We start from the raw sequence: 23,246 nt of genomic DNA, 5'->3' as shown, positions 1-23,246 counted from the left end.
ATTTATTCACTAGAAATCTTTTAGTCTGCCTTTATGTTGTTACTTTTCTAAATGTAACCCAATCTTGACGTATTTACATTCTCCACTCAATTCTCCACCCATACTTTCTTCTTTATATGTTAATAAATCAGGTAGGCGTTTTAAGAAAATTTTTATATTAGGAGCATATGGAGCTAATGTCGGATCGTTTTCTAATAATGGCATGAGAAAGTCCAAAGCTGCTTCGTTATTGCCCACTTCAGCTAATAATTTGAGAGCACCTAATAAAAACTCTCCGTCTATGTTAATAGACAGTTTTTTGTCATTAATTGAATACTCACATGGAATACCGTTTTCAAGAGCTGGCTTCAAAAACGCAATCAATCTTGTACCGAGTGCTTTAAGGTCTTCTGCTGCCCCACGGGTGTTAGGTGACGGTTGTACAAGGCCTTTGATCGTGTTTAATAGGAATTGACCATTAATTTCTACGTAGATACGATCTTCGTTCTCTTTGTCATAATAATAACGAATAATATTACGGTTCATATTAGAACTCCATCTGTCTGGGTTGGATTTGTCGCTATCCCATGCATAAGTAGCATATATACTTCCATTTGGTAAAACAGTGATGCTCTGCAATAAATCAGTTATTTCTTGTTGTACGTCAATAACATTGAAAGCTGCTGGAGATATTAGGACTAATAAATCATAGAGCCCGTTAGGAGTATAAGTGTCCATGTTTAATTTGTTTAGACCCAATTCTGGCAAGTTGATAATCCCAAATCTAATTGTTAGATTTGTATTCCAATCATACCATAAAGGTGTCATGGTAGCACTACTACCTGTATAAACATTCGCCTTAGTCTTCCATATACCTGCCAATTTGGATTCTGTCAGTTCATATTTGAAATTTAAAGTCATTTTGCCATCTATAATTTTACCTTCATACTCCATTGTATATGTAGGTTTGACAAGGTCGCCTTTAAATGCATAAGTCGATCCGTTTCTGTATACAGGAACATTCGTAAAGGTAAGTTCCTTTTCTCCCGGAACCGGGCAGTTTCCTGTGTACTTAAGACCCATACCCTGAATTAGGTTCGCACCCTGAATCAAACCAATTACACTTTCCAAATCAGTTTCTACAGCAGTAAATGTAATTGTAGCTGATTCATTCTTTTCATCAACGGCCATAACCACTTTCTGACCTTCAAGTAGATCACCATTGCAAGTCATTTCCAAGTCGTAATCACCTACCATACTATATTCACCATTCAAGTCAGGTAGTTCATCTTCAGAACTTGTTGTGCTATTAGTCATTTTCTGTTCAAGGTATTCGTCATCGACACCGTTCACGCAAGAAGTAAAAGTACCAGTGTAGCTTAATAGGCACGCTGCACTAATAAGATAAAATAATTTGTTTTTCATTACATATATAATTTGATGTTGTTAAACTCTGGGGACAAAGGTAGGGTGGTTTGTTACGGGGGACAAATATAATTTTATCAAATACTAATACGAAATTAACAAAAGACATAAAAATGAGTAAAAATGATGATATAAATTCTTTGATATAATACTAAAATGCTACAAATAGCTGTATTTGTAGGTATGACTATCAAAAGTGTGTCGTTATATATCGAATCTTTATAATACCTATAATATACTTTCCGTTCACTAAAAAAAGACCTGTGTCTTCTGTATGAAATATGAGTTTAACTTATATAGAACGTAACGTAAAAAGAGTAATACGTCATAGGTTATTTATTGTATTTGCCAAAGTGCAACTTTTCCCAAAAGCAAACTTTAAGCAGGTTGTTTCTACTCCCATTTTCTTGAATAACTCTTTGTTTATCATAAATATTGCTTTTTACATTCCTATTCTCTTTTTCATCATTATCATTTAATTCGTTTCCGTGCGGAAATGAATGAGAATTTGTTTTCAATTACTGATTTGAATAAGCATAACATGAACTTTTGATTCATAAGTTCCACCAGTTTCACCTTACATCTGAAACATCGATGAATAAGGAGATAGCGGGTGAAAGCATAGAAAAAATCAAGGTGAAATCTCCCGTTATTGCTTTCACCTTTCAAATTTATTTATATCGATGACAGAATTTCTTCATGCCGATTGCTGAACATATAGAGCCACTATGCTGGATATATAGATTCAATACGGTAAGTATATAGATACAATGTGTTGAATATATAGATCTACCAACTCAAGTGTTAGTAGATGAGACTTAATGTGTTAATACCTTATATCCAGGCTGTTAATGCCTGATGGATTATCTATTAATACCTGACAGCGGATTTGCTATAAGCATATTTTCATTAGCTATAATGATATTGGTTTTAGCTCAAGGGATATTTTGAAAAGACAAGGTGAAACCGATAATGTTCAGTTTTACCTGAATTTGCCACTTGCTTTCACCCGCTATCTCCTTATTCATCGGCATTTCAAGAATTAGGTGAAATCGATGAACAGCAATAATCTTATAGTGGCATTTATGATACTTTTATTAAGGAAGAGGTAAGTTACGCAGTATTCCGTTATCGAATGATTCAGAACTGCACAGTTTAGCTCATTTCCACATCAGATTTAAACAACTTCACCTCTACATAGTTATTTATCCTAATTATTTATCCTAAAACAAACATTGAACGATTTATTTTCTTAATTTTGTGCTAAAACCAAATAGCAATAAAAGAAAAAGGAAGTAGTATGGAACAAGCGGACAGATATATTCGTTTCGACTGGGCAATCAAGAGACTGCTTCGTCAAAAAGCTAATTTCGGTGTATTAGAGGGTTTTCTCACGGTATTTCTTGGTGAAGAGGTGAAAATCATCGAAATACTGGAAAGTGAAAGTAATCAGCAGACAGCCGATGATAAGTTTAATCGTGTAGATATCAAAGCCAAAAACGATAAGGGTGAGATTATCATCATTGAGATTCAGAACACTCGTGAACTGTACTACCTGGAGCGTATCCTCTATGGAGTGGCGAAAGCCATTACGGAGCATATCTCTCTTGGAGAACGTTATTATGAGGTGAAGAAGATTTATTCAATCAGTATCTTATACTTCGATATCGGTAAAGGGGATGACTACTTATACCACGGTCAGAACAACTTCGTCGGAGTGCATACGAATGACCGTCTTGAAGTGACTACCAAAGAGAAAGACGCATTGGTGCATAAGCTTCCCGCCGAAATCTTTCCCGAGTATTTCCTGGTTCGGGTAAATGAATTTAATAAGGTGGCGGTCACTCCTTTGGAAGAATGGGTGGAGTATCTGAAAACAGGTTGTATCCGTCCTGATACAGAAGCACCGGGGTTGAAAGAAGCCCGTGAGAAATTGGTGTATTATAATATGTCCAAAGCGGAGCGACAGGCTTATGATGAACATTTGAGTGCGATCATGATACAGAATGATGTGTTGGATGGGGCGAAATTGGAAGGCCGCATGGAAGGTCGATTGGAAGGTCGCATGGAAGGCCGATTGGAAGGTCGTGCTGAAGGACTTGTAGAAGGACTTGCTGAAGGTCACATGGAAGTTGCTCGTAACATGAAAAAGCTGGGAGTTCCCATCGAAATTATCATGCAAAGTACTGGATTATCAGAAAAGGAGATAGAGAACTTATAAGTAATATAGCTATTACGAAGCGGTCTTTTATATCAATTTTCTTTAGTACAATATCTCTGAATCCCGCTTTCTTTGCGGCTTTCCCCCATTGGCGCGGTTTAAACCGATTGGGATTCCATGTGTCTGCCAGTGCCCAGTATTCTTTTGGGGTGATAGTTCCGTCTTCCCACGATTTGTTTGCGTACATTCCCCATGACAGGTCAATGCCCCCATGAACGGCTGACATACCCAAATGGTCGTACCTCTTTCTCATTCTTAGATGATTTTAGAGCGATTATTGAAACTCTAATCGCTAATGAATATTAAGTATTTAGTCTTCATTATTAGTAAAAAAGACATTGGAAGATTTATTTTTCATAATGTAATAGCCTAAATAGCAATAATCTTTCAATATATTGAAAGATTATTGCTATATTTATTTCAGTAAATAAGATGAGTGTGGAGAAAAAGTGATTATTTGAAAACCATCTTCATCGGTCTGCCTATCCAGACTTGTGGTTGCTCAAGATTAAAAATAGATGCTATGGTAGAAGCTACGTCATATTGCATCATGCTTACGTCATCAAAACGGAGTCCTTTTTTAATATTCTTGCCGGAGATGATGAAAGCTGTTTCCATTTCCTGCATTGTTTTGCCGCCATGACCTTTATTAATACCGCCGTGGTCGGAAGTTAATATGAAAATAGTATCATCAAGGATTCCTGCGTCTTTTACAGCTTGGACAATTTGTCCGACATAGGTATCCAACTCTTTGAGTTTTTCATAATAGGCGGGAGTATCATGTCCTTCAGTGTGTCCGGTATGGTCAGGGCTATCGTAACAAATGGCAACGAGAGTCGGGTGTTTTTCCTTTATATAGGCAGATGCCATATTGCCTAATTCTTTGGGAGTCTTGTTGTAATCGGCCACATGGTAATGATAACTCATAGAAAGGGTATCCACCAGGTATTTGATTCCGTCCCATTCATAAAGGCAGCCGATTTCTGCTTCCGGGCGGGCATCGCGCAACAATTGGAAGATAGTAGGGAAAATTCCGTTCTTGTTCAATATGCGTGATGGAAGTTCCGGAGTTTTAGAGCCCCATTCGGTGTATCCGTGGAGTTCCGGCCCGGCTCCCATAAACATGGATGCCCAGTTGATGGCGCTGGAAGAAGGAAGGGCCGAGCGTTTTTTTAATGTATAAGAGCCGTCTTCCATTAGCTTCTTGACGTTAGGCATGTCTGCTTTGGGCAGGCTATATGCACCCCAGCCATCTAATCCGATAAAAACAACGTGCTTGGCTTTGTCTTTTCCTTTGGCATTGCAAGAGAAGCTGAGACTGAAGAGTAAAGCAAATGTAGTAAGTAGTGTTAAGAGAGTTTGTCTATTCATGATATTTTTATTTATATGGTTAATGTTTTATTCGTTGTTTAATGAGAAGTCATAGCTAACGACAGACAAAGATAGGACTATTTTGAATGTGAGACAAATACAATCTTAGCATTAACCAATACTTTTGCGTTTTTTATCCCAAACTGATACTTTACTGTGCGAAATGATTTCCGGCGGGTTGCCGTATCTTGATTTGTTATATATTTGCCGGCAAACAAGATATTACTATGAAGAAGAATTGGATGTATGGTGGTGTAGTGGCTGCCTTGTTTGCTTTGGTGGTAAGCGGTTGTGCTGACTCCCTGCGGACTGTTGAGTTTCGCGGAATCTGTGTAGATGACTTGCACGGTGAAAACGGGCTCTATAACCCCGGGAGAGGATTCCGCCTGGAAACAGCGGTAGATGTGCTGCATGAGAAAAACACTCCTACGAAAGAGCTGGTGGAACTGTCGGAGAAGTACATGGCGGACAGTGTCTCGCTTTCCCAAAGTTATTTTTATCTTACTTATCTGATAGGTGAGAATCTGTCTGAAGAGAATTTCCAAACTATGCAGATGTACTTTGATGAGTTGCAGAAGCAGGGAAAGAAAGCCGTATTGCGTTTTGCCTACGAAAGGGATTTTATGGGAAGAGCCGCCACAGGTCCTACCGGAGAACAGATATTGGAACATCTGGACCAGTTGAAACCTTTTCTGGAGAAGAATAAAGACTTGATTCTGGTAATGCAAGCCGGAATGATTGGTGCATGGGGCGAGTGGCACAGCTCTATCCAAGGTTTGGAGAACTCTGAAGAGATAAAAGCTGCGGTATTGGAGAAATTGCTTTCAGTCGTTCCCGAAGAGAGAAACGTGCAAGTAAGGCTGCCTGAGTTTAAGAATCTGCTGAAGGACAAACCGGAACTATATAAAAGACTTTCGTTCCATGATGATTTCATCGTGATACGTCCCGACAGATGGGATGCTGATATGCACGAAGGAACTGCCAAGTTCGACCAGATAGTGAAAGAATCGCCTTATCTCGTAGTAGACGGGGAACTTCCCTGGGGATTTTGGAGCGTAGGTGCCGATCCGGACAGCCCTTCTGCCGGATGGATTATTGACGGGCTGCAAGCGGCAAGACGTTTATTCCTTCAGCACTATACTTCATTGAGTGTTATCCATAATTATAAGGAACAACATCCTAACAACAGATTTGACGAGAATAACCCGCCCGAATATTCCATGGTGGTATGGAAGAAAACAATGATAACGGAAGATTCTCTCCGTCAACACCATATGCCTGTATCCGACAGTTATTTCCAAAAACAGGACGGAACGAAAGTGAAGCGTACTATGTTCGATTATATACGTGACCATTTGGGCTACCGTATCGAACTGCAATCTCTGCAATTGCCTGATAAGTTGCAAACCGGAAAAGAAAACCTGTTGAAACTGAACTTGGTAAACAGAGGTTTTGCCACCGTGTTTGGAGAGCATCCGGTTTACTTTGTATTGATTGACGATAAAGGGGAAGTTACGGAATTCCCGACCGAAGCCAACCCGTTGGACTGGCAGCCGTTCCAACCGGGAGATACGACTTATACGCCGTTGACACATTCTGTTGATTTATCCCTTCAACTGCCGGGGGCGGTTGTTCCCGGAAAATACAAACTGGGTCTGTGGATACCGGATGGCTCAGAAAGGTTGAAGTATAATTCCCGTTATGCTATCCGTTGTGCGAATGGGAATACGGTTTGGGCGGTGTCTAAAGATGGAAAATACGGAGTCAATATATTGACGACTGTTGAGGTGGAATAAATGTTGGTTTATGTGTTATAAATCAGCACCACCGTGTACGCCACATAGCAAAGTACCATAATGCTTCCTTCTATTCGAGTAATCGTCCGTTTGGCGAAGAACAGTCCGAAGAACCAGAGCAGGATACACGAACCTGCCAGCGTGAATAAATCAAAGTTGGTGATTCCGTTGAGGCGGAGCGGAGTAATGCTGGCACTGCATCCCAGTACAAAGAAGATATTGAAAAGATTGCTGCCGATTACATTTCCGATGGCAATTTCGGGATTCTTCTTGAGTGCGGCTACGATGGAAGTGGCAAGCTCCGGCAGGGACGTTCCTGCAGCTACCAGTGTCAGGCCGATAATGGATTCGCTTACACCCAGGTTGCGGGCAATACCCGTAGCTCCATTAACGAATAATTGTCCGCCATAAATAAGTGCGCCCAGCCCGCCAAGAATATAAAATGTGGATTTCCACCAGGGAAGCAATTTGATTTCGTCTTCTTCGGCAGGGTGTGCGGGTTGGTGGGCGTCACTCGTCGCAGTCGTGGACGGAGTACGGGCAATCGCAAAGGTATACCCCATGAAGATGGCGAAGAAACAGAGTAATAATAAGCCGTCTATTCTGTTCAGGATGTTTTCTGATGCCTTATCCAGAAATACATCATTAGCACAGACCAGCAGGACGACAGAAGAAAGTATGCAGAGCGGTATCTCCTTTCTGAGTGTGTTCCGGGTGATGACAATAGGGGCGAACAGGGCAGTGCAGCCTACAATCATCAATGTATTGAAGATATTGCTTCCCACCACATTGCCGATGGCAATATCCGCGCTGCCTTTGAGGGCGGAAGACACACTGACTGTCAGTTCCGGGGCGGAAGTACCGAATGCGACAATGGTAAGTCCGATGACGATAGGCGGGATACGGAAACGTTTGGCTACTGAAGCCGAACCGTCCGTCAGTCCGTTGGCTCCTAAAAGAATGAGGATTAATCCCCCTATAAGAAACAATATATTCATAATTTTTCAGTTTGGCAGCAAAGATAAAAAATCTAAATGAAATTAATGACAAAACTCAGAAAGAAGGTTGTAGGAGGATGATTTAGGTAATATGTTGAAAAAGGTATGACCGCTAAAAGTCGGTTGAAACCGGACGTTATTATCAGAGGACAAATAGCTATGGGCTTTTCATGCAACTACATGATAAAAGTTTTACTATTCTATCATTTGGGGTATTTATTCTTTGATTAGTTCAAATAAAACAATAAATTTGCATTATATGCCGATGAAAGGGGAGATAGTGAAAGATTTAACTAAATTGATAGTAGTCTTGGCCGAGCAAAAGAAAACAGGAAAATGGTTGGCTGAACAATTTGGGAAAGATATTTCGACCGTTTCTAAATGGCGTTCAAATAATAGTATGCAACTGTTGTTAGAGGTGTTAATGAGGCAAAAGAAGAATTTATTGAATTAATTACACAATAAAAGTTTTATGTCCCGACTAAGTGATCTATATAAAGCAATGGAAACATTGCGCAAAGAAGGTCTTTCTTTGAATGAAGACCTTGAAAAACAAGTGAGTGATTTGGAAGAGAACATCATCAAAAAAGAAATTCTTCCGATTGTAACCGAGACGATTGCACCGGCTTTAAAGCAAGTGCAGCGCGAATTAGTGCTTGTCGTGGATTATGTACCAGGCTCGCCTATTAGTGTACACTTGTCTCGTAAACGAAATTTTACAGCAGATATAGCAGATGCCAAAGAGATTCTTCCTGACCCACAGGTAGAGCATAAAGAAATAGGAAAGACTGGACCGAAAGGCGAAATTGCGCCAGCTACCCGATTGAGGATTACATTTGCTGATGACCGAGTGATTCAAGAGCCACAAGCTGCTGAGACTTTCCGTAAGTTTGTAATGGAAGTAGGTGCCGACCGCGTACGTTCTTTAGGAATGAAGCAAAATAAAGTACCTCTGATTTCCAATACGCTTGACAAGAAATATAGAAGTTCACAAAAGCCTGTTGGTAATGGTTGGTATCTGATGACATGTAGTAGTACGCTTACTAAGAAACGGGATATAGAACGTATAGCCAATGCGTTTGATATAAAGATTAAAGTTGAAATAGTGTAATTCTTTCAATCATGAGACGAATAAGAATATTCATAAGCAGCGTACAGAGTGAGTTTGCCGAAGAACGTGCAATGCTTTGTCATTATATCCGAACAGACGTGCTGTTGGGAAAATTCTTTGAGCCGTTTATTTTTGAGGAAGTACCGGCTAATGAGTATTCTGCAAATCATGTTTATCTGAAAGAAGTTGAGTTATGCGACATATACTTGGGGCTGTATGGTAATCTGTATGGATACGAGGATGGGGAAGGTATTTCTCCAACAGAGCGAGAGTATGATTTGGCGGCATCACTGCATAAAAGTCGGCTTATCTATATAAAAAGCATTGGTGAGGAAAAAAGACATCCCAAAGAAAAAGCATTGATAAGAAAAGTAGAGCAAGATATAGTACGTAAGACTTTTGTAGATATTGACGGATTACGAACTTCGGTATATGCTTCTTTAATCAGATATTTGGAAGAAAAGGAATATATCCGGTGGCGACCGTTTGATGCTTCCTGCGATAATGGAGCAACATTGAAGGATTTGGATGAGGACAAAATGAGGAATTTTATACACATGGCTCGTTCAAAACGTAACTTCCCGCTGTCGGTGGAAACTTCTCCTGAGGTTTTGCTTACTCATTTAGATTTAATTGATGAAAATGGGCGTTTGGCTAATGCGGCCATATTATTGTTCGGGAAGAAACCTCAGAAGTATTTCATTACTTCAGAGGTAAAGTGCGTGCAATTTTATGGAGATGTAGTAGAGAAACCAATGCCGGCATATCAGATATACAGAGGCGATGTTTTTGAATTGGTAGATCAAGCTACAAGTTTTGTCATGAGCCGTATTGATAATTGGGTAGGAACAAGGGCAGAGGGAGAAAAAGCTGATATTCCAACACGTCCTGAATTGCCTATTGATGCCGTAAAGGAAGCCATTGTAAATGCTGTGTGTCATAGAGACTACACAAGTAATGCGAGTGTGCAGATAATGTTATTTCGCAACAGACTGGAAGTCTGGAATCCGGGAACATTACCATATGGTCTTACCGTTCATAAACTTCATGGACCGCATAAATCGTTACCTGCAAATCCGTTGCTTGCTGACCCAATGTATTGGAATGGATATATCGAGAAAGTGGGAACAGGTACAGAGGACATTATCAATAAGTGTCGGGAATATGGTTTAAAGTCTCCTGAATTTTATCAAGAAGAAGATTTTAGAGTAGTCATCTGGAGAGTAATCGAAGGACAAGACGTTCCAAAGGTGATCCAAAGCGTTCCAAATAACGATCCAAAGGCGATCCAAAGCGTTCCAGACAATGAAACTAGACTCTTGGAGATGATAACGGAGAATCCCTCAGTGTCAAGGGCAGAACTTGCCAAGCGACTTGAGTTAAGTGAACGGCAAATAAGAAAAATAATTGACCAGTTACGGAATGCTGGTAAGTTAAAACGAGAAGGTGGTAAGATTGGAAAATGGATTATTACTGGAGAATAGTAAGAACAGTAGCTAAATTCCTTGATTAAGCAAAGGGTTTGGCTGTTGTTGTACTAGAGTTGTTTTGATGAGATGCGAAGCGCAGCAGATTGGTGTAACTATAATGTCGCCGAATCGTTACTGACAACTATCTGCTTCTCTGCTCAATGTTGTTATCCAGACAGATATAAAAAAAGTTCTTATCCGAAACAAAGATAATCATTTTGGAAGTTGATATGTCAAAAACAATCCGTATGTTTGCTCTGTTTTAATTAAAAAGGTGATTAACATTCATTTAATATCTGCGAACAATAGGATATGGAAATAAATAGGATGAAAAGAATAATGCTGGTGTTGCTGATGTCTTTTGGGGCAATGGGTGCACAGGCGCAGTTGGAACAGGCTGTCAAGAAGATATTTGCCGGAGATACCATAGCCAGTAAACATACCGCTTTGAAGCGGGACTCGGATTCGGCCTATGTGGCAAACCTGCAAAAGACATTGGAAGAAGCCCGGCTCAATGAAGCGAATATGCGTATGGAGATGGAGCAGATGAAGCTTCAGATGGCTGCCGCCGATTCAGTGAAATATGCTCAACAACGCCAACGTATCGACTCTCTGCGCCAGTTCACCAAAGGAATACCCGTAGTGGCGGACGATGATACTTTATTCTATCTTTTCACCAAACGTGGCGGATACACTCCTCAGCAACGTGCGCAGATGACCGGTGCTGCGATTGAAGAACTGGGAAGACGCTTCAATCTCCGTCCCGACTCCGTGTCAATCGACCATTCGGATATTGTTTCCGATTTGATGTACGGCAATAAGGTACTGCTCTCTCTCACGGATCAGGACGCTTTGTGGGAAGGCATTTCCCGTGACTCTCTCGCTAAGGAAAGGCAGCAGAATGTTGTAACCAAGTTACACGAGATGAAAGCGGAGCACGGACTTTGGCGAATGGTGAAGCGTGTGCTTTATTTTATCCTGGTGATTGTCGGCCAATATTTCCTGTTCCGTCTGACCAACTGGTTGTTCCGTAAGTTGAAAACACGTATCCTGCGTCTGAAAGATACGAAGATAAGGCCTGTGTCCATTCAGGGATATGAACTGCTGGATGCGCAGAAACAGGCTAACTTGTTAGTCTTCCTTGCAGGTATAGGGCGGTATATCCTTATGGGTTTGCAGCTATTGATTACTATCCCGCTGATTTTTATCATTTTCCCGCAGACGGAAGGATTGGCTTATCGTATATTAGGTTATATCTGGAATCCTATCCGCGGTATTTTTGTGGGTATCATCGACTATATCCCCAAACTGTTCACAATCATTGTCATTTGGTATGCAGTGCGGTACTTGGTGCGGCTGGTGCACTATCTGGCGCGTGAGATAGAGGCGGGGCGCTTGAAATTCAACGGTTTCTATCCGGATTGGGCAATGCCGACTTTCCATATCGTCCGCTTCCTGCTCTACGCATTTATGATTGCGATGATTTACCCTTATCTGCCGGGTTCCGATTCGGGAGTATTTCAGGGAATTTCGGTGTTTGTCGGATTGATTGTTTCGCTGGGTTCGAGTACGGTAATCGGTAATATCATTGCCGGACTGGTGATTACGTATATGCGTCCGTTCAAAATGGGCGACCGGATTAAATTGAACGATACTACCGGGGATATTATTGAGAAAACGCCGCTTGTCACCCGTATCCGTACACCGAAAAATGAGGTGGTCACTGTCCCCAACTCGTTTATCATGTCTTCGCATACCGTGAATTACAGTACCTCGGCGCGCGAGTATGGGCTGATTATCCATTCGGAAGTGTCTATCGGGTATGATGTTCCTTGGCGACAAGTCAATCAGATATTGATTGATGCTGCGTTGAACACTCCCGGAGTAGTGGATGACCCGCGTCCGTTCGTATTGGAAACGTCTTTGAGCGACTGGTATCCGGTCTATCAGATTAATGCTTATATCAAAGAAGCGGATAAGATGGCACAGATTTATTCTGACCTGCACCAGAATATTCAGGATAAATTCAATGAAGCAGGAATTGAAATCATGTCTCCGCATTATATGGCTGTCCGGGACGGAAATGCGACGACAATGCCTAAGGATGATTTGAGAAATAGTAGTCCTGCGAATAAGGCAGGACAGGGGGAAGCTGCCGAAAAACAATAAAGGTGCCCCTTTCATCACGAAAGAGACACCTTGCGTTGTGTGTTTTTTCACTGAGAGTAGAATTTATATCATCAAGGGAACTTATTTCTTCCGGGTGACCGTATAGAGTATATTCCCTTTTTTATCTATCATATGTAAATTGAGCTCTTTCTTGTCATAAATGTTAGCGTGCGTTAATTATTTGCCGCAAAAGTAGAGAGCTAAGGTTTCTTACTCTTTACAGTTGCTTGAATAACGCGTAACAAATATGCTACGTTTGTATTACAACATTTTTTGGGGAGGGTTATCGGATTGAACGGTTAATCGCTTCCGGGTATAGCGTAATGAATATCAAAACGTCCGTTAGTGAGACGTCCGCCATTGCCGAATGTCGCACTGATTATTCGCTTATTCGTATCGAAGCGGCTTATAAAGGCTGTTCCGTCTTCCAACTCTTCCCCTTCGAACCGTACGTCCGTAATCGCTGATTCTTTGCCTTCTTTAGGGGATAATATGGTGAAATGGATGCTGATTGCAGACTTCACAGTGACGGAAACGGATAGTTTTTCCTCTTCTTCATTATAGCGGAATGAGTCGTGAGTCCATGTGTTCGAGTGTCCCCATCCTAGGTATCGTCCGCCTACATAAATCCAGCCGTCTACAAGACAGCCGAATGTATCGGCACCCGTAGTTGTGGCGGAGGGCAGAACTGTGATATCGACTGTGTCATCTTCCATGCAACTCCAAAAACAGAGGATAGTGAGAAGGATGAGTATTGATTTCTTCATGGCTATTACAATAAATGTTAGAAATAGTAGGATAATCCCGTCGTTATATTTAGTCGTGTGAGGTTTGAGTCATTATCTGAGTTGAATTTTACATCAATCGTTTCTCCATGATAATGAGACCTCATCTTGAAAAGTCCGCTGAACATATATTGTACTCCCAGTCCGATTCCTACATTGGGAGTCAGTTTATAGGTAACATTGGCTTGGGTAAGAAGTCCGATACTGCAGGCGTTGACTTTTCGTGTTTTGCCGAATACCTGACTGTTGTTTCGTAGAAATACTACACCGGGGCCGGTTTCCACACGAACCTGCCAATGCTTTGTATAAGCATTGCACATACCAATCTGGGCGCCCATGAAATGAGTCCATAAATGGTCTTTTCCTTCCGGATGACTACCTTTGGAGGAGAATCCGGAGTAGATTGCGCCGAAAACAAAACGTTTGAGGGGGCGGAAAGTATATTGGCCATTCCAGCTTACGCCTTGCGCGAGGTTGCGTTGGTAACTGTGGGTGGTCAGTGTCAGTGAGGGGGGATTATGGAGCATAACACCATAGCCCGCATGAAAGGTGAACTCGTGTCTTTTGAAATCCCTTTGCGCGAAGAGGGAAGAGTGGCAGGTGAGCACGATGAATAATAAAATTGCTTTTATCAGTGTTTGCTTCATATAGATTAGTTTAGATAATACGTTCTTTTTACAAAAGTAGAAAATATATTAGAACTTCTTACAACGAATCAGAATTTTTTGCCCATTATTTAATGTGCTGGCAAATAGGTAGGTATCTCCCCCCTCTGCCAGGTTGATGCGTTTGCGTAGTTCAGCCACGGTAGCCGGAAAGTTGCGGACGGTGAGGTTCGCTTTCTTAAGGTCTGCCAGGTTTTCTTTTATCTCTTTCTTATTGAAACTGCATTGGTCGACGATACGGAAGATTCTTCCGGGAAAGCCGGTAATCAGCGTATCGGACGTATAAAGGTGGCTGTTGGGATGCAGTTTCTTTACCGGGTAGGCTGTGGCGATACTGCGGAAAGCGCCGGCTTTCAGGAGAGATGCATTCGGTTCATACAGATAGTTTTCTAATGCATCCGTGTAGGTACATTCACTGCGTTGCTCCTGCTCACGGGTGAATACGAAGTGTTGCTCTTCCTGCTCTCCTTTCGTGGAGAGGTTCACGCAGTGGATTGGGACTTCTGCCGGCGGGTTCTGCCCGAGTAATAACAGTAGCTCTTTACATTCGTTGTTGACGGATATGATATGTACCTCTTGCGTATATTCCAGCTCTTTCAGTGCCAATGTGAGGTCGAGCATAGGGGAGAGTTTAACCATAATCCGGTTGGCTTTGCTTAGTAAGAGTTCTTCCAGTTCGGCAACGTCCGGCTCGCAGTCGGAGATGGCGACGGTTTTACCACCGTGCTCGTTGCGGCGGGCAGGGTCGAGGAAGATACAGTCTACGGGGGACATTGCTTTCAGATGGTTTACTCCATCCTCGTTTCTGACGGTTATATGGTTCAGGTTGAGTATGGGGAAGTTGTGTGCCGCTATTTCACAAAGTTCTTCCTGACGCTCTACGTAAGTGACTGATTGGAATCCCGCAGCAAGGAAAGAACAGTCTATTCCGAATCCTGCGGTAAGGTCGGTCAGAGAGTCGCCTTGCAGGAGACTTGCTTTGTAGCGTGCGGTGATTTCCGAGGAACATTGTTCCAATGACAGATGTTTCGGATACCATATATCTTCTATCTCCTTCCACGACGGGATTTTCTCGGCAGCGGTCTGTCGTCCTGCTATTTGAGTGATGGCAGTCGGCATATCTACATTCGGATATTTTTTAGCTTGCAGAGCTAGGGTGCGTATATTGTCCGATAGGTGTTCGCGGATGAATTGTTGAGTTTCGGGGGAGATTTGCATAAAGGTATTATTACGTTATTGTGATAGTACGATGAATCGTTGAGTAACGGTTTATGGTATTAATTTATATTTCTGTCTGGCTACGTCCCGGCTGCAAAAGTTGAAATGCCACCATTCACTGGGCAATGCACGGAATCCGGCTTCTTTCATTACTTTACGCAGCAGTATCCGGTTCTGACGTTCCGCTTCACTCATTTTCCCGTTGCGTACTAGTTCGCTTTCCCGGGTGATATGAGCTTCTGCACCCAGATGGTCTACTTTCGTTCCCATGGGTAGCGGTTGGCCCGAAGAGTCCTGAATACTGATATCTACTGCCAGCCCGTAATTGTGAAGCCCGCCGCCATTATTTGGATTGGAAACGTATCTGTACTTAGGTGTCCCCTTCACTACATTCCACATCTTCTTTTGTACGGACATCGGGCGTGCGGCATCATAAATAAGGAGACTATACGACGGATGCAGCTCTTTCAATGTTCTTTGTGCTTTTACAAGAGCATATGCCGCATCCGGGTGTAGATAGGCTTCCGACAAATCATCGTAAAGAACCTCTCCTGTGAAATTATCCGCTTGTGTGTACATCAGCTTCACGACAAGGCTGCTGTCAAGTTCGGTCACGTCTACCAGTCCTAAAGAATCCATATAGCGAGCCATCGGACTTTTCTCCGGCTGTGGAGCGGGAAGAATGGCTTCACTGACTTGTACGGTATCTATATATTCAGTCTTTGCTTTTGTGGAATCCTTTCCTTCCTTTGTCCCGGAAATACAGGAACACCACATCAGCAGAACACAAAAAGCAGGCAAACAGCGTTTCAGAAATCTCATTGTACTTTTGTTTTTACGGTGGCAAAGGTACTCTTTTTTGCTTTTAGCATTTGATATTCATAACTGCTTTTTTCAGGTTGGCTACTCCTTTCCATACATCCAGCAGGTGCAGGACGCGTTCATCTTTCACTTTGGTGTTATTGATAGAAAGTATTTCCGCATAGATTTCCAATAGTTTCTTTAAATCCTTGACAGGCTTTTCAGGGAGTTCGGCAAGCATTGCGGTCAGTAGTTTTTCCAATTCCCGGTTGTGCAGCGGACTGACGTTCATCATCTGTTGCTGTATCAGGTCGGTTAGCCTTTTCAACGGCCCCCATCCTGTGTCTTGGTGCGAGCCTAGAATCCTGCCTATGCGTGAGCTGTCTATGCATCCTTTGTTTGCACGTTCTATCCATATTTCGGCAGCATAGGCACGGCTGGTCTTGTCGGCTACTAACATACAACTGGCTTCCAGAAGATAAGATATCTCGTGCCATGTGTGTCTGAACTGATGGAATGTTTCTATCGTAGTTCGGGTCACGTTGACCTCTCTTACTTCATTTAACATCGGGTCGTATATCGCTTGGCAGATGCACCATGCCAATAATGGCTCCGGCGTATTGGGTGCCAGCCATAACAGACGCGGCAAATCTTTTGATATTTCGTCGAAATACTGTCCCTGAGGATAATATATTTCTACCAGCAACGGATGTGGAGTGCGCGGGTGATACTCTGCTCTCTCGTTATATTTCCCTTTATTGATGATTCGGACGTTCTGCCCTTCCGGAAGATGAATGCTGATTGTAGAGGAAGTCCATTCTACCACTTTCTTAGTGTAATCTATATATGAATGAGATTCCAGATACGTTTTCCATGCGAAGTTTCCGGTCAGAAATTCACGCGGACTTTCGTTGTAGGGGAAGTCCTTAAATTCGGGATAGACCGTTTCCGGTGATTTGATAAGTCCTGCTGTCATCCACCATGCCGGATGCGTGAAGGGGGATTGGGGCGCAGACTCTTTCTCTCCGAACAGGAAGAGAAGTAGATTCCGGTATTCTCCTTCCAGTTCCTGAGTGATGGTGGAGAGTAGTTGAGCGGTGGTTTCATCCAGTACTGTACGCGACAGTGCTATTTGCATATCCTGACTATTAGGTTCAACATCTGCCTGTTGATATTGCTTCAATCTTTGTATGAGGATTGCCGGGTCGATAAACATGGGTATATGCGTAGGCGTGGAAAGCAACGGCAGGCGGGGTTTGTTGCTTTCAAGCATATCTAAGGTATGACATAGTAATTGCCTGTGCACACGGTGCTCTATTTGTTTATTTCTTTTTTTGCGGATGGTAAGTGATTGTAAATTGCAGAACCCCCACTGTCCTCGTTGCACTTCATCTTTCTGCACCATTTTTTCGTGCAGGGCGTTCAGTTCTTTTCCCTCTTCGGGGAAACGTCTGATTAGTAGCTTTGAATAGTCGACAAGGAAGGTTGCCATCATATCGTCCAATATACCGGTGCGGGAATTTCCACCGCTTAGAATTAGTTTATAGGCACGTTGAAGAATGGGCGTCCATTGGGGGACTTGCCCGGCTTCCAGTTGGGCGTCCCATTGTATCAGGGAGCCGATAAACTGTTCGAAGTGATAGACTTCGTTTACTTCCAACACTTGGCTGGCTAAAAATATCAGGTCTTCGGTAGAGGTGATTTCCGGTATCCGGTTCTCTTCGCTGATGATGGGCGGTATAGGCTCATAGGATTCACTGATAAAGGAAACGTTGTTGGTTGTCGGGTTTGCCGGGGTGATGTCAGAGTAGCTGCCTTCCAAATAAGGTTTCAATTCTTGTTTGATGCCGGTCAACATGGTATCTACATAAACGGAAAGGGCTTCTTTCAATGTTGCCGATTCTGTGTCTCCGTAGGTCTGAATCAGTTTTACTATTTTACTTTGGATAGATTCTTCACGGCTCATTAGCCCTTGTGCGGCGGCACAGCAGATGGCGTCGCGGTATTCTTTTCTTTCTTTCGCCAGCTTGTTGAGGATGGCCAACGTATTTTGATGGACTGCCTTTACGTCCGAAGCAAACAGGACGGAAGTCTGGTTCAGAAATTCTTCTGTCGGGAATTGGGGGTGACTGCACAGGTTCTTCAGCAATTTGAGTATGATATTTGTCGGACGGCTGTGGGGACACGACAGGACGGCAAATAGTTCCGGTTGTAACTCCAATTGTTCCTCTACGCTGGGGGCAAGTGCTTCGAACATGCCGGCAAACCAACTGCACAGGTTTTTATTCATGTTCCGGTTGACGGCAAGCAGGGATTCTTTCAGTACGCGCATACGGTTCAGCAGTCCATTTTCAATGAGGTATCTGTAGGGGTAGTAAGGGGAACCGCCATTTCGGCTATCCATCCAGTTTTGTCCGCAGTCGTATTCAAAGAGGTACCAAATGTGTTCTTTCAGTGTAATTTCCCGTTTTTGTAATATGCTGGTGGTGTTGATATAGTTCACCAGATAGTCTGCTATGGTTTGTGGTGTTGGGGTGACAGTGAGAATTCCCTGTTCCAACCAGTCCATTAGTATCTCATAATCCATATTATAGATGCCGCGGGAATCTTTTCCTTCACTTTCTTTGAAGAAGCTATTCAGCCAGGTGGGGATGTGCCACGAAATCAATTCTTTCAGTCGTTCGACATGTATACTCCAATAGTATTTACTATATTCTTTCTGAGGGTAGATGACGAGGGCGGTGAGGTTGAGGATACGCTGTTGTTTGGGAGTGGCGCGTGTACCGTATATATTTGGCTCTAGCTGGACGATCTTATTATAATGTTCTTCCTGTTTGTTGAGGCAGGGGATGAGGTTTTTGCGTTCTTCCTGAGTCAGTCCTTGTAGAAAGGGGATGATGGCATCACCTTGTTGCTTTTCTACTATTTCGTTGAGGCGTTCTTCTATGGTCATAATCGTAGAGGTGTTTATAAGTTGTTCAGTGAGGTTATTACTTTCTTTAGGTTGCTGCTTGTCGTCCATTCTTGCAGGCGTTGGCGGAGTTGTTCGTCCGCAACTTTACTGTGGTTGTTGATGAGCAGTTCCAGATGGAGTTCGAGTAGCTGTTTGAGTCCGATGACAGGCTTGTCGGGCAATCCGCTGATAAATACGGTAAGCAGTTCTTCCAGTTGGCGGTTGTGGAAGTCGCTTCGCTTGTACATGCTTTCGTACACTTGTGTGGTGAAGCGTTTCAGCGGAGCAAGTTCCATGCAGATAAGACGGGCGAGGATTTCTCCTACACGGCGGTTGTTTATTCTTCCGGCAGTGAGTCCTTCCACCCATAATTCTGCTGCATAGGAACGGACTGTTTTGTCAGCAAAGAGCAGTGAGCCGCCTAGTAACAGCAAACTCATTTCTCTGAGCGGGCAATGGAAGGAGAGAAGCATGCGCAGAGCGTGGGCAATGCTGCGTTTGCTGTCTTCCTGTGGAGTGCCGAAAGACATATAGCAGGTGATGATTTGTGCGATTAACGGCTCCGGACGGTTGGGAAAGCAGCATAGCAGCGGTTCCATGTAGCGGGAATCATCCATGTTGTATTTACTGTTGATAATCAGATGTTCCTGCCATAATTGATGGCTGTTTCGCTTGGCATATTCGTGCCATTTGTAGAACTCCAGTTGTAACAGGCGTTTGTCTGTATCGTATGATTTCTCTTTCGGTTTCAGTTCTTTCCATTCGTAGTCTCCTGAGAGGTAGTTGTGAGACAATATGTTGCAGGAGAAAGACTTGAATGCTTTGAATTCTGTTTCCGGGCTTTTCACCAGTCCGGCTGTTATCCAAACGGGTTGATAGTTGTAGGGCGGTTCGGGTTGAGTATCTTCATCGAGCAGGAAGAGGAAGAGATGCAGGTATTCATCTTTCAATAATTGCCGGGCAGTGGCGATGGCTTCTTCTTTGTCTTCCATGGCACAGCGGGCGATAGCCAGTTGGAAATCCCATGCATTGGGCTTTGTGCCTGCTTTCTGATAGGCGGCAAGCCGCTGTATAAGTTCTGTAGCCTGTATGTATGCCGGAGTGTGGGTTGGAGCAGAAAGCAGGGGAAGCGTATTGCCGCCTTTGATTCGGCAGATAACGTCTATCCATAGCTTTTTGAAAGGGATAAAGCAGGTTGCGTTACTGTAACCCGGTTTCCAGTCGGCAAGCCGTTTGGCGCGTTCGTCATAAGCGCCCCTGTTTGAATCTATTCCTTTTAGCTTTTCTTCCAGGCGGGTGAACATATTGCGCAGGAATCCCTGGGGAGTAGTGTCTGCCTGTGCCCATAAACGTTGGTATTCCAGCAGGAAAGTGGCAAGAAGGTCTTCGTAGGGCATCCAACTGCTGGCTACGATGTTCGCTGCCCGTTGGAATATGGGCTCCATCCGGCTGAAATCTTCTTCGTCCAGTTGGGGATGGAAAGCGATGATGGCCGCAATCGTGGTGTCTGTCTCCCAGCTCTCTTCCATGTCGAACAAGCGGCTGAGCTGGAACAGGAAATCTTCTTTGTTGTCAGGAAAGGGGATACGGTTGTCTTCCCGGCAAATACGGATGGTTTCCGTAGATGGTTCCTCGGAAAGGAAATCTGCGGCTGTTGTGGTTATTCCTGTATTTACAGCTTCTGTGTAGGCTGTTTCTGTGTTGTTTGTCTTGTTTATGGATTGTGCATTGAAAGTGGCGATAGTTGTTTGCGCGTTTTGGAACATTTCCGGTTGATATGCTTGCAGCGTTTCTTGAAGAACGGATGAGGAAGCGTCACCATATTTTGCGATAAAGCCGGCGGCTTTCTTTTGCAGGCTTTCGTCTTTCTTCAGGAACAACTGGCAGAGGGTGATGCAGCATGTTTCCCTCATTTCGGGATGCTGCGCGGCGATTTTTTCGAAGATGGAGTAAATGGTGAATAGCGAGTTCTTGGGGCTGGAGAAGAAGAGCGTGGTTGCCCGTTCTACGAACTCCTGATAACTGAATCCGTCCTCAACTGCAATCTTTTTGAATTGTTGCAGCATTACATTTATGGGTTTCGTGTAGGAAGAAGTGAATACTTGCATCATTTCTTCTTGTAGAGACAGTAGTTCTTCGGTAGTGGGCTGTAATGTCTCGAAGAATCCGGCAAACCATCCTGCCATGTCTTTCTTGAAACCTCGGTGGAATGTGGCGAGCGTGGCTTTCAGTAGCCGGTTTCTATCTAAATGTCCGTCGAGGGAAAAGCGGTAGAGGGCGGCGCTGATACTTTCGTCTTGTGCTGTGATTCCCTCTTTGTAGGCACTTTTGGCACTCTCATCTTGATAACTGACAGATGAGTCGTATTCAAAAATAGTCCATATATGCTCTTTCAGCATGATGTCCCGTTTGAGCAATAAGTTGCTGTTGAAAGAATCTTTCTTTTTCGGGTCGTCGGTTGCTATACGGATACATCCGGGGAGTAGGTGTGCAATGCGGCTTGGAGCAAGTTCCTTGAGGTACCCCATATCCATGAGTGACATGAGTTCTTCGTAGCTGAGATTGAAGTTGTTCCAACTTTTATCATCATTGATAAAGTCTGTGAGCCAGGTGGGACAATAGAGCGGGAGCAGTTTGCATATCAGGTCGAAGTTTATATTGTACGCCATATCCATTTCTTTCTTGTTGGCACATACGAATTGCACGACCGCCAGGAAACGTGCCCTGTCACGGCTGCAAAACGTCTCACTGCTGAAACCTGCAAACTTGCCTTTTATCCATTGCAAGTCCCGTATGACGGGTAGTAGCTTGCGCCGCTCCTTCATCGGGAGTTCCAATAATTTCTTGATAAAAGGAATCAATACCTTTTCTTCTTTCTCCGGAGTGTCTTTGTAAGCCTTGGACAGCTTCTCCAATTCGTGTTTTAATTCTTCCATTGTATTAATTTCTTTACTGCTAAAATGTGTTTGCAAGCTCCCCGTTCTCCCTGATTACTGCTGAACCAGGTGCAGGTGCAACGTTCTTTCTCGTTCTCCCTGTCTAAAATGACAGTGTGCCTCACTCCGCCGCTTCCTGCGACACGGGCTTCCACCCGGTTTCCGTCATTCGATATAATTTCGACTTTCTCTTCTTCTAACAGTTTCTCTGCAGCTACCATGCGGGGATTCAGATTCATAATCCGTTCGGTTTTGAAAGGCAGACGGCGATAAAAGAAACTGTTTTCATCCAAATCGAATCCCAGCAGTCCCATAGCCGCCAGTCGTGCTGAGAGGGAATCTACTTTATCCAGGTCAATGTGTTCTTCGATAGCAAAAAGGGTGGGGTTGAACTGTTGGTTGGCATAGCTGTACTTGTCCATAGCTTCTATCCATCTTTCCGGAATATCTTCGAGCAGGGCATCCAATGCTGCCCCCTCTCCTGAGAAACCGCGCCAACATTCCCGCGAGAGGGAAAGGCTGAAACGAATGGGACCGAAATAGAGTTGCCAGGTGGTCGATTGCATGGTGGGGTGGACAAAGACTCTCAACTCGTCAGCGAACGGGAGTAAAGGCTCGAGTAACCGCAAACGATGAAGTCCGCCGATGCAAACGGAATTCAGACTTTTCACCGGTGAAAAGGCGGGTTTTTGACCGCGTATCACTAAAAAATAGTCGCATTTTACGGTACTTTTCGGGAGAGTCTGAAAGAGTTGCAGGGTCTGTATACGATTGAAGGAATAGAGCCGTTCGGCTGCGGATTGATAGATTTGTACTGTAGTCAGTCCCTTTATCCATTTCACGGGGAGAGGAACTTTGCGTTCTATCACTTTCTCACCTTTATTATATAGTCCCACTTCTTTCGGGCCTACTGACATCACGACTTTCTCTTGCCTGCCGATACTGCCTAAGGCAGAAATCATGCCGGCATTGAAGTCTACATTCGTTGTCCCGTTTTCCAGGAATTCTCCGTCGTGTCCGTCGGGGAGTACATCGACCCTGGCATATACGCCTGCACAGTTGGAAAAACCTTCAAAGCGCAGACGGTTGTTGCCCGCCGTCACAATCGGGTCTTTCAGCATCGAGAGCTGTGCCGGGGTCAGGTTGAAACTGGACTGCACGACATTGGACAAAGCAATGAGGCAGCGTGCTGTCATATAAGGTTGTGTCAACTTCCCCCAAAAGAAACACGGTGCGTCTTTTTTTTCGATTTCGCTGTATTTGGCGAGGAATAGTTCGTCCTGCTCGGCAGAGCGTTGTAATGCGGAAGGAGCGGCATATTGGTAAGAGATTGTATCGGCCATAGATAA

General features: G+C 43.6%; 17 protein-coding genes. 6 read left to right on the top strand and 11 right to left on the bottom strand.

Annotated features, from left to right (window positions below; genetic code table 11):
* Positions 1-39 precede the first annotated feature (39 nt).
* Entirely contained in the window at positions 40-1,404 is a 1,365-nt protein-coding gene (locus ACGHVY_RS23105; protein ID WP_390601885.1) for a DUF4925 domain-containing protein, read from the bottom strand.
* Between the two features lie 1,300 nt (positions 1,405-2,704).
* Here ACGHVY_RS23105 and ACGHVY_RS23100 point away from each other — a divergent pair.
* Positions 2,705-3,625, top strand: coding sequence for an Rpn family recombination-promoting nuclease/putative transposase (locus ACGHVY_RS23100; RefSeq protein WP_390601884.1), 921 nt, complete (start codon positions 2,705-2,707; stop codon positions 3,623-3,625).
* Here the strand turns inward: ACGHVY_RS23100 and ACGHVY_RS23095 are convergent.
* Positions 3,579-3,878 carry a hypothetical protein gene (locus ACGHVY_RS23095; protein WP_390601883.1) on the bottom strand — a complete coding sequence of 100 codons (300 nt, stop codon included), beginning with the start codon at positions 3,876-3,878 and terminating at the stop codon, positions 3,579-3,581. The genes ACGHVY_RS23100 and ACGHVY_RS23095 overlap by 47 nt on opposite strands.
* A gap of 200 nt (positions 3,879-4,078) precedes the next feature.
* Positions 4,079-4,996, bottom strand: a complete 918-nt coding sequence (locus ACGHVY_RS23090) for an alkaline phosphatase (protein WP_390601882.1) — start codon at positions 4,994-4,996, stop codon at positions 4,079-4,081.
* A gap of 227 nt (positions 4,997-5,223) precedes the next feature.
* On the opposite strand from ACGHVY_RS23090, the gene ACGHVY_RS23085 reads away from it, so the two are divergent.
* The gene (locus ACGHVY_RS23085) at positions 5,224-6,792 is read left to right on the top strand and encodes a DUF4832 domain-containing protein (RefSeq protein WP_390601881.1); all 1,569 of its coding nucleotides are present in this window, start codon (positions 5,224-5,226) and stop codon (positions 6,790-6,792) included.
* 8 nt (positions 6,793-6,800) lie between these two features.
* On the opposite strand, the gene ACGHVY_RS23080 is transcribed toward ACGHVY_RS23085, so the two are convergent.
* Positions 6,801-7,790 carry a calcium/sodium antiporter gene (locus ACGHVY_RS23080; protein WP_308745058.1) on the bottom strand — a complete coding sequence of 330 codons (990 nt, stop codon included), beginning with the start codon at positions 7,788-7,790 and terminating at the stop codon, positions 6,801-6,803.
* Between the two features lie 259 nt (positions 7,791-8,049).
* On the opposite strand from ACGHVY_RS23080, the gene ACGHVY_RS23075 reads away from it, so the two are divergent.
* From ACGHVY_RS23075 to ACGHVY_RS23060, 4 genes are all read left to right on the top strand, one after another.
* Entirely contained in the window at positions 8,050-8,244 is a 195-nt protein-coding gene (locus ACGHVY_RS23075; protein WP_390601880.1) for a transcriptional regulator, read from the top strand.
* 18 nt (positions 8,245-8,262) lie between these two features.
* Entirely contained in the window at positions 8,263-8,901 is a 639-nt protein-coding gene (locus ACGHVY_RS23070; protein ID WP_308745060.1) for a hypothetical protein, read from the top strand.
* Between the two features lie 11 nt (positions 8,902-8,912).
* Positions 8,913-10,385 (top strand): DUF4062 domain-containing protein, encoded by a 1,473-nt coding sequence (locus ACGHVY_RS23065; protein WP_308745061.1) that lies wholly within the window; start codon positions 8,913-8,915, stop codon positions 10,383-10,385.
* 297 nt (positions 10,386-10,682) lie between these two features.
* A complete protein-coding gene (locus ACGHVY_RS23060; RefSeq protein WP_390601879.1) occupies positions 10,683-12,539 on the top strand; it encodes a mechanosensitive ion channel family protein in 1,857 nt (618 codons plus the stop codon).
* A gap of 299 nt (positions 12,540-12,838) precedes the next feature.
* On the opposite strand, the gene ACGHVY_RS23055 is transcribed toward ACGHVY_RS23060, so the two are convergent.
* The 7 genes from ACGHVY_RS23055 to ACGHVY_RS23025 are packed head-to-tail and all read right to left on the bottom strand — an operon-like array spanning position 12,839 to position 23,240.
* Complete coding sequence (locus ACGHVY_RS23055) at positions 12,839-13,306, bottom strand: hypothetical protein (RefSeq protein WP_390601878.1); 468 nt, start codon at positions 13,304-13,306, stop codon at positions 12,839-12,841.
* A gap of 17 nt (positions 13,307-13,323) precedes the next feature.
* Positions 13,324-13,971, bottom strand: coding sequence for a hypothetical protein (locus ACGHVY_RS23050; protein ID WP_390601876.1), 648 nt, complete (start codon positions 13,969-13,971; stop codon positions 13,324-13,326).
* 48 nt (positions 13,972-14,019) lie between these two features.
* A complete protein-coding gene (locus ACGHVY_RS23045; RefSeq protein ID WP_390601874.1) occupies positions 14,020-15,207 on the bottom strand; it encodes a THUMP-like domain-containing protein in 1,188 nt (395 codons plus the stop codon).
* Between the two features lie 51 nt (positions 15,208-15,258).
* Positions 15,259-16,029: a M15 family metallopeptidase gene (locus tag ACGHVY_RS23040; RefSeq protein WP_390601872.1), complete on the bottom strand. Its 771-nt coding sequence runs from the start codon at positions 16,027-16,029 to the stop codon at positions 15,259-15,261.
* A 43-nt stretch (positions 16,030-16,072) separates the two neighbouring features.
* The gene (locus ACGHVY_RS23035; protein ID WP_390602069.1) at positions 16,073-18,961 is read right to left on the bottom strand and encodes a DUF6493 family protein; all 2,889 of its coding nucleotides are present in this window, start codon (positions 18,959-18,961) and stop codon (positions 16,073-16,075) included.
* Between the two features lie 14 nt (positions 18,962-18,975).
* Positions 18,976-21,897 carry a DUF6493 family protein gene (locus ACGHVY_RS23030; RefSeq protein WP_390601870.1) on the bottom strand — a complete coding sequence of 974 codons (2,922 nt, stop codon included), beginning with the start codon at positions 21,895-21,897 and terminating at the stop codon, positions 18,976-18,978.
* Positions 21,885-23,240: an SWIM zinc finger family protein gene (locus tag ACGHVY_RS23025; protein ID WP_390601868.1), complete on the bottom strand. Its 1,356-nt coding sequence runs from the start codon at positions 23,238-23,240 to the stop codon at positions 21,885-21,887. Before ACGHVY_RS23025 ends, ACGHVY_RS23030 begins: the two co-directional genes overlap by 13 nt.
* Positions 23,241-23,246 lie beyond the last annotated feature (6 nt).

Origin of the sequence: Bacteroides sp. f07 (assembly GCF_042854785.1) — a bacterium.
In the GTDB taxonomy this organism is placed as follows: Bacteria; Bacteroidota; Bacteroidia; order Bacteroidales; family Bacteroidaceae; genus Bacteroides.
This window is presented reverse-complemented; position numbering and strand designations above follow the sequence as displayed.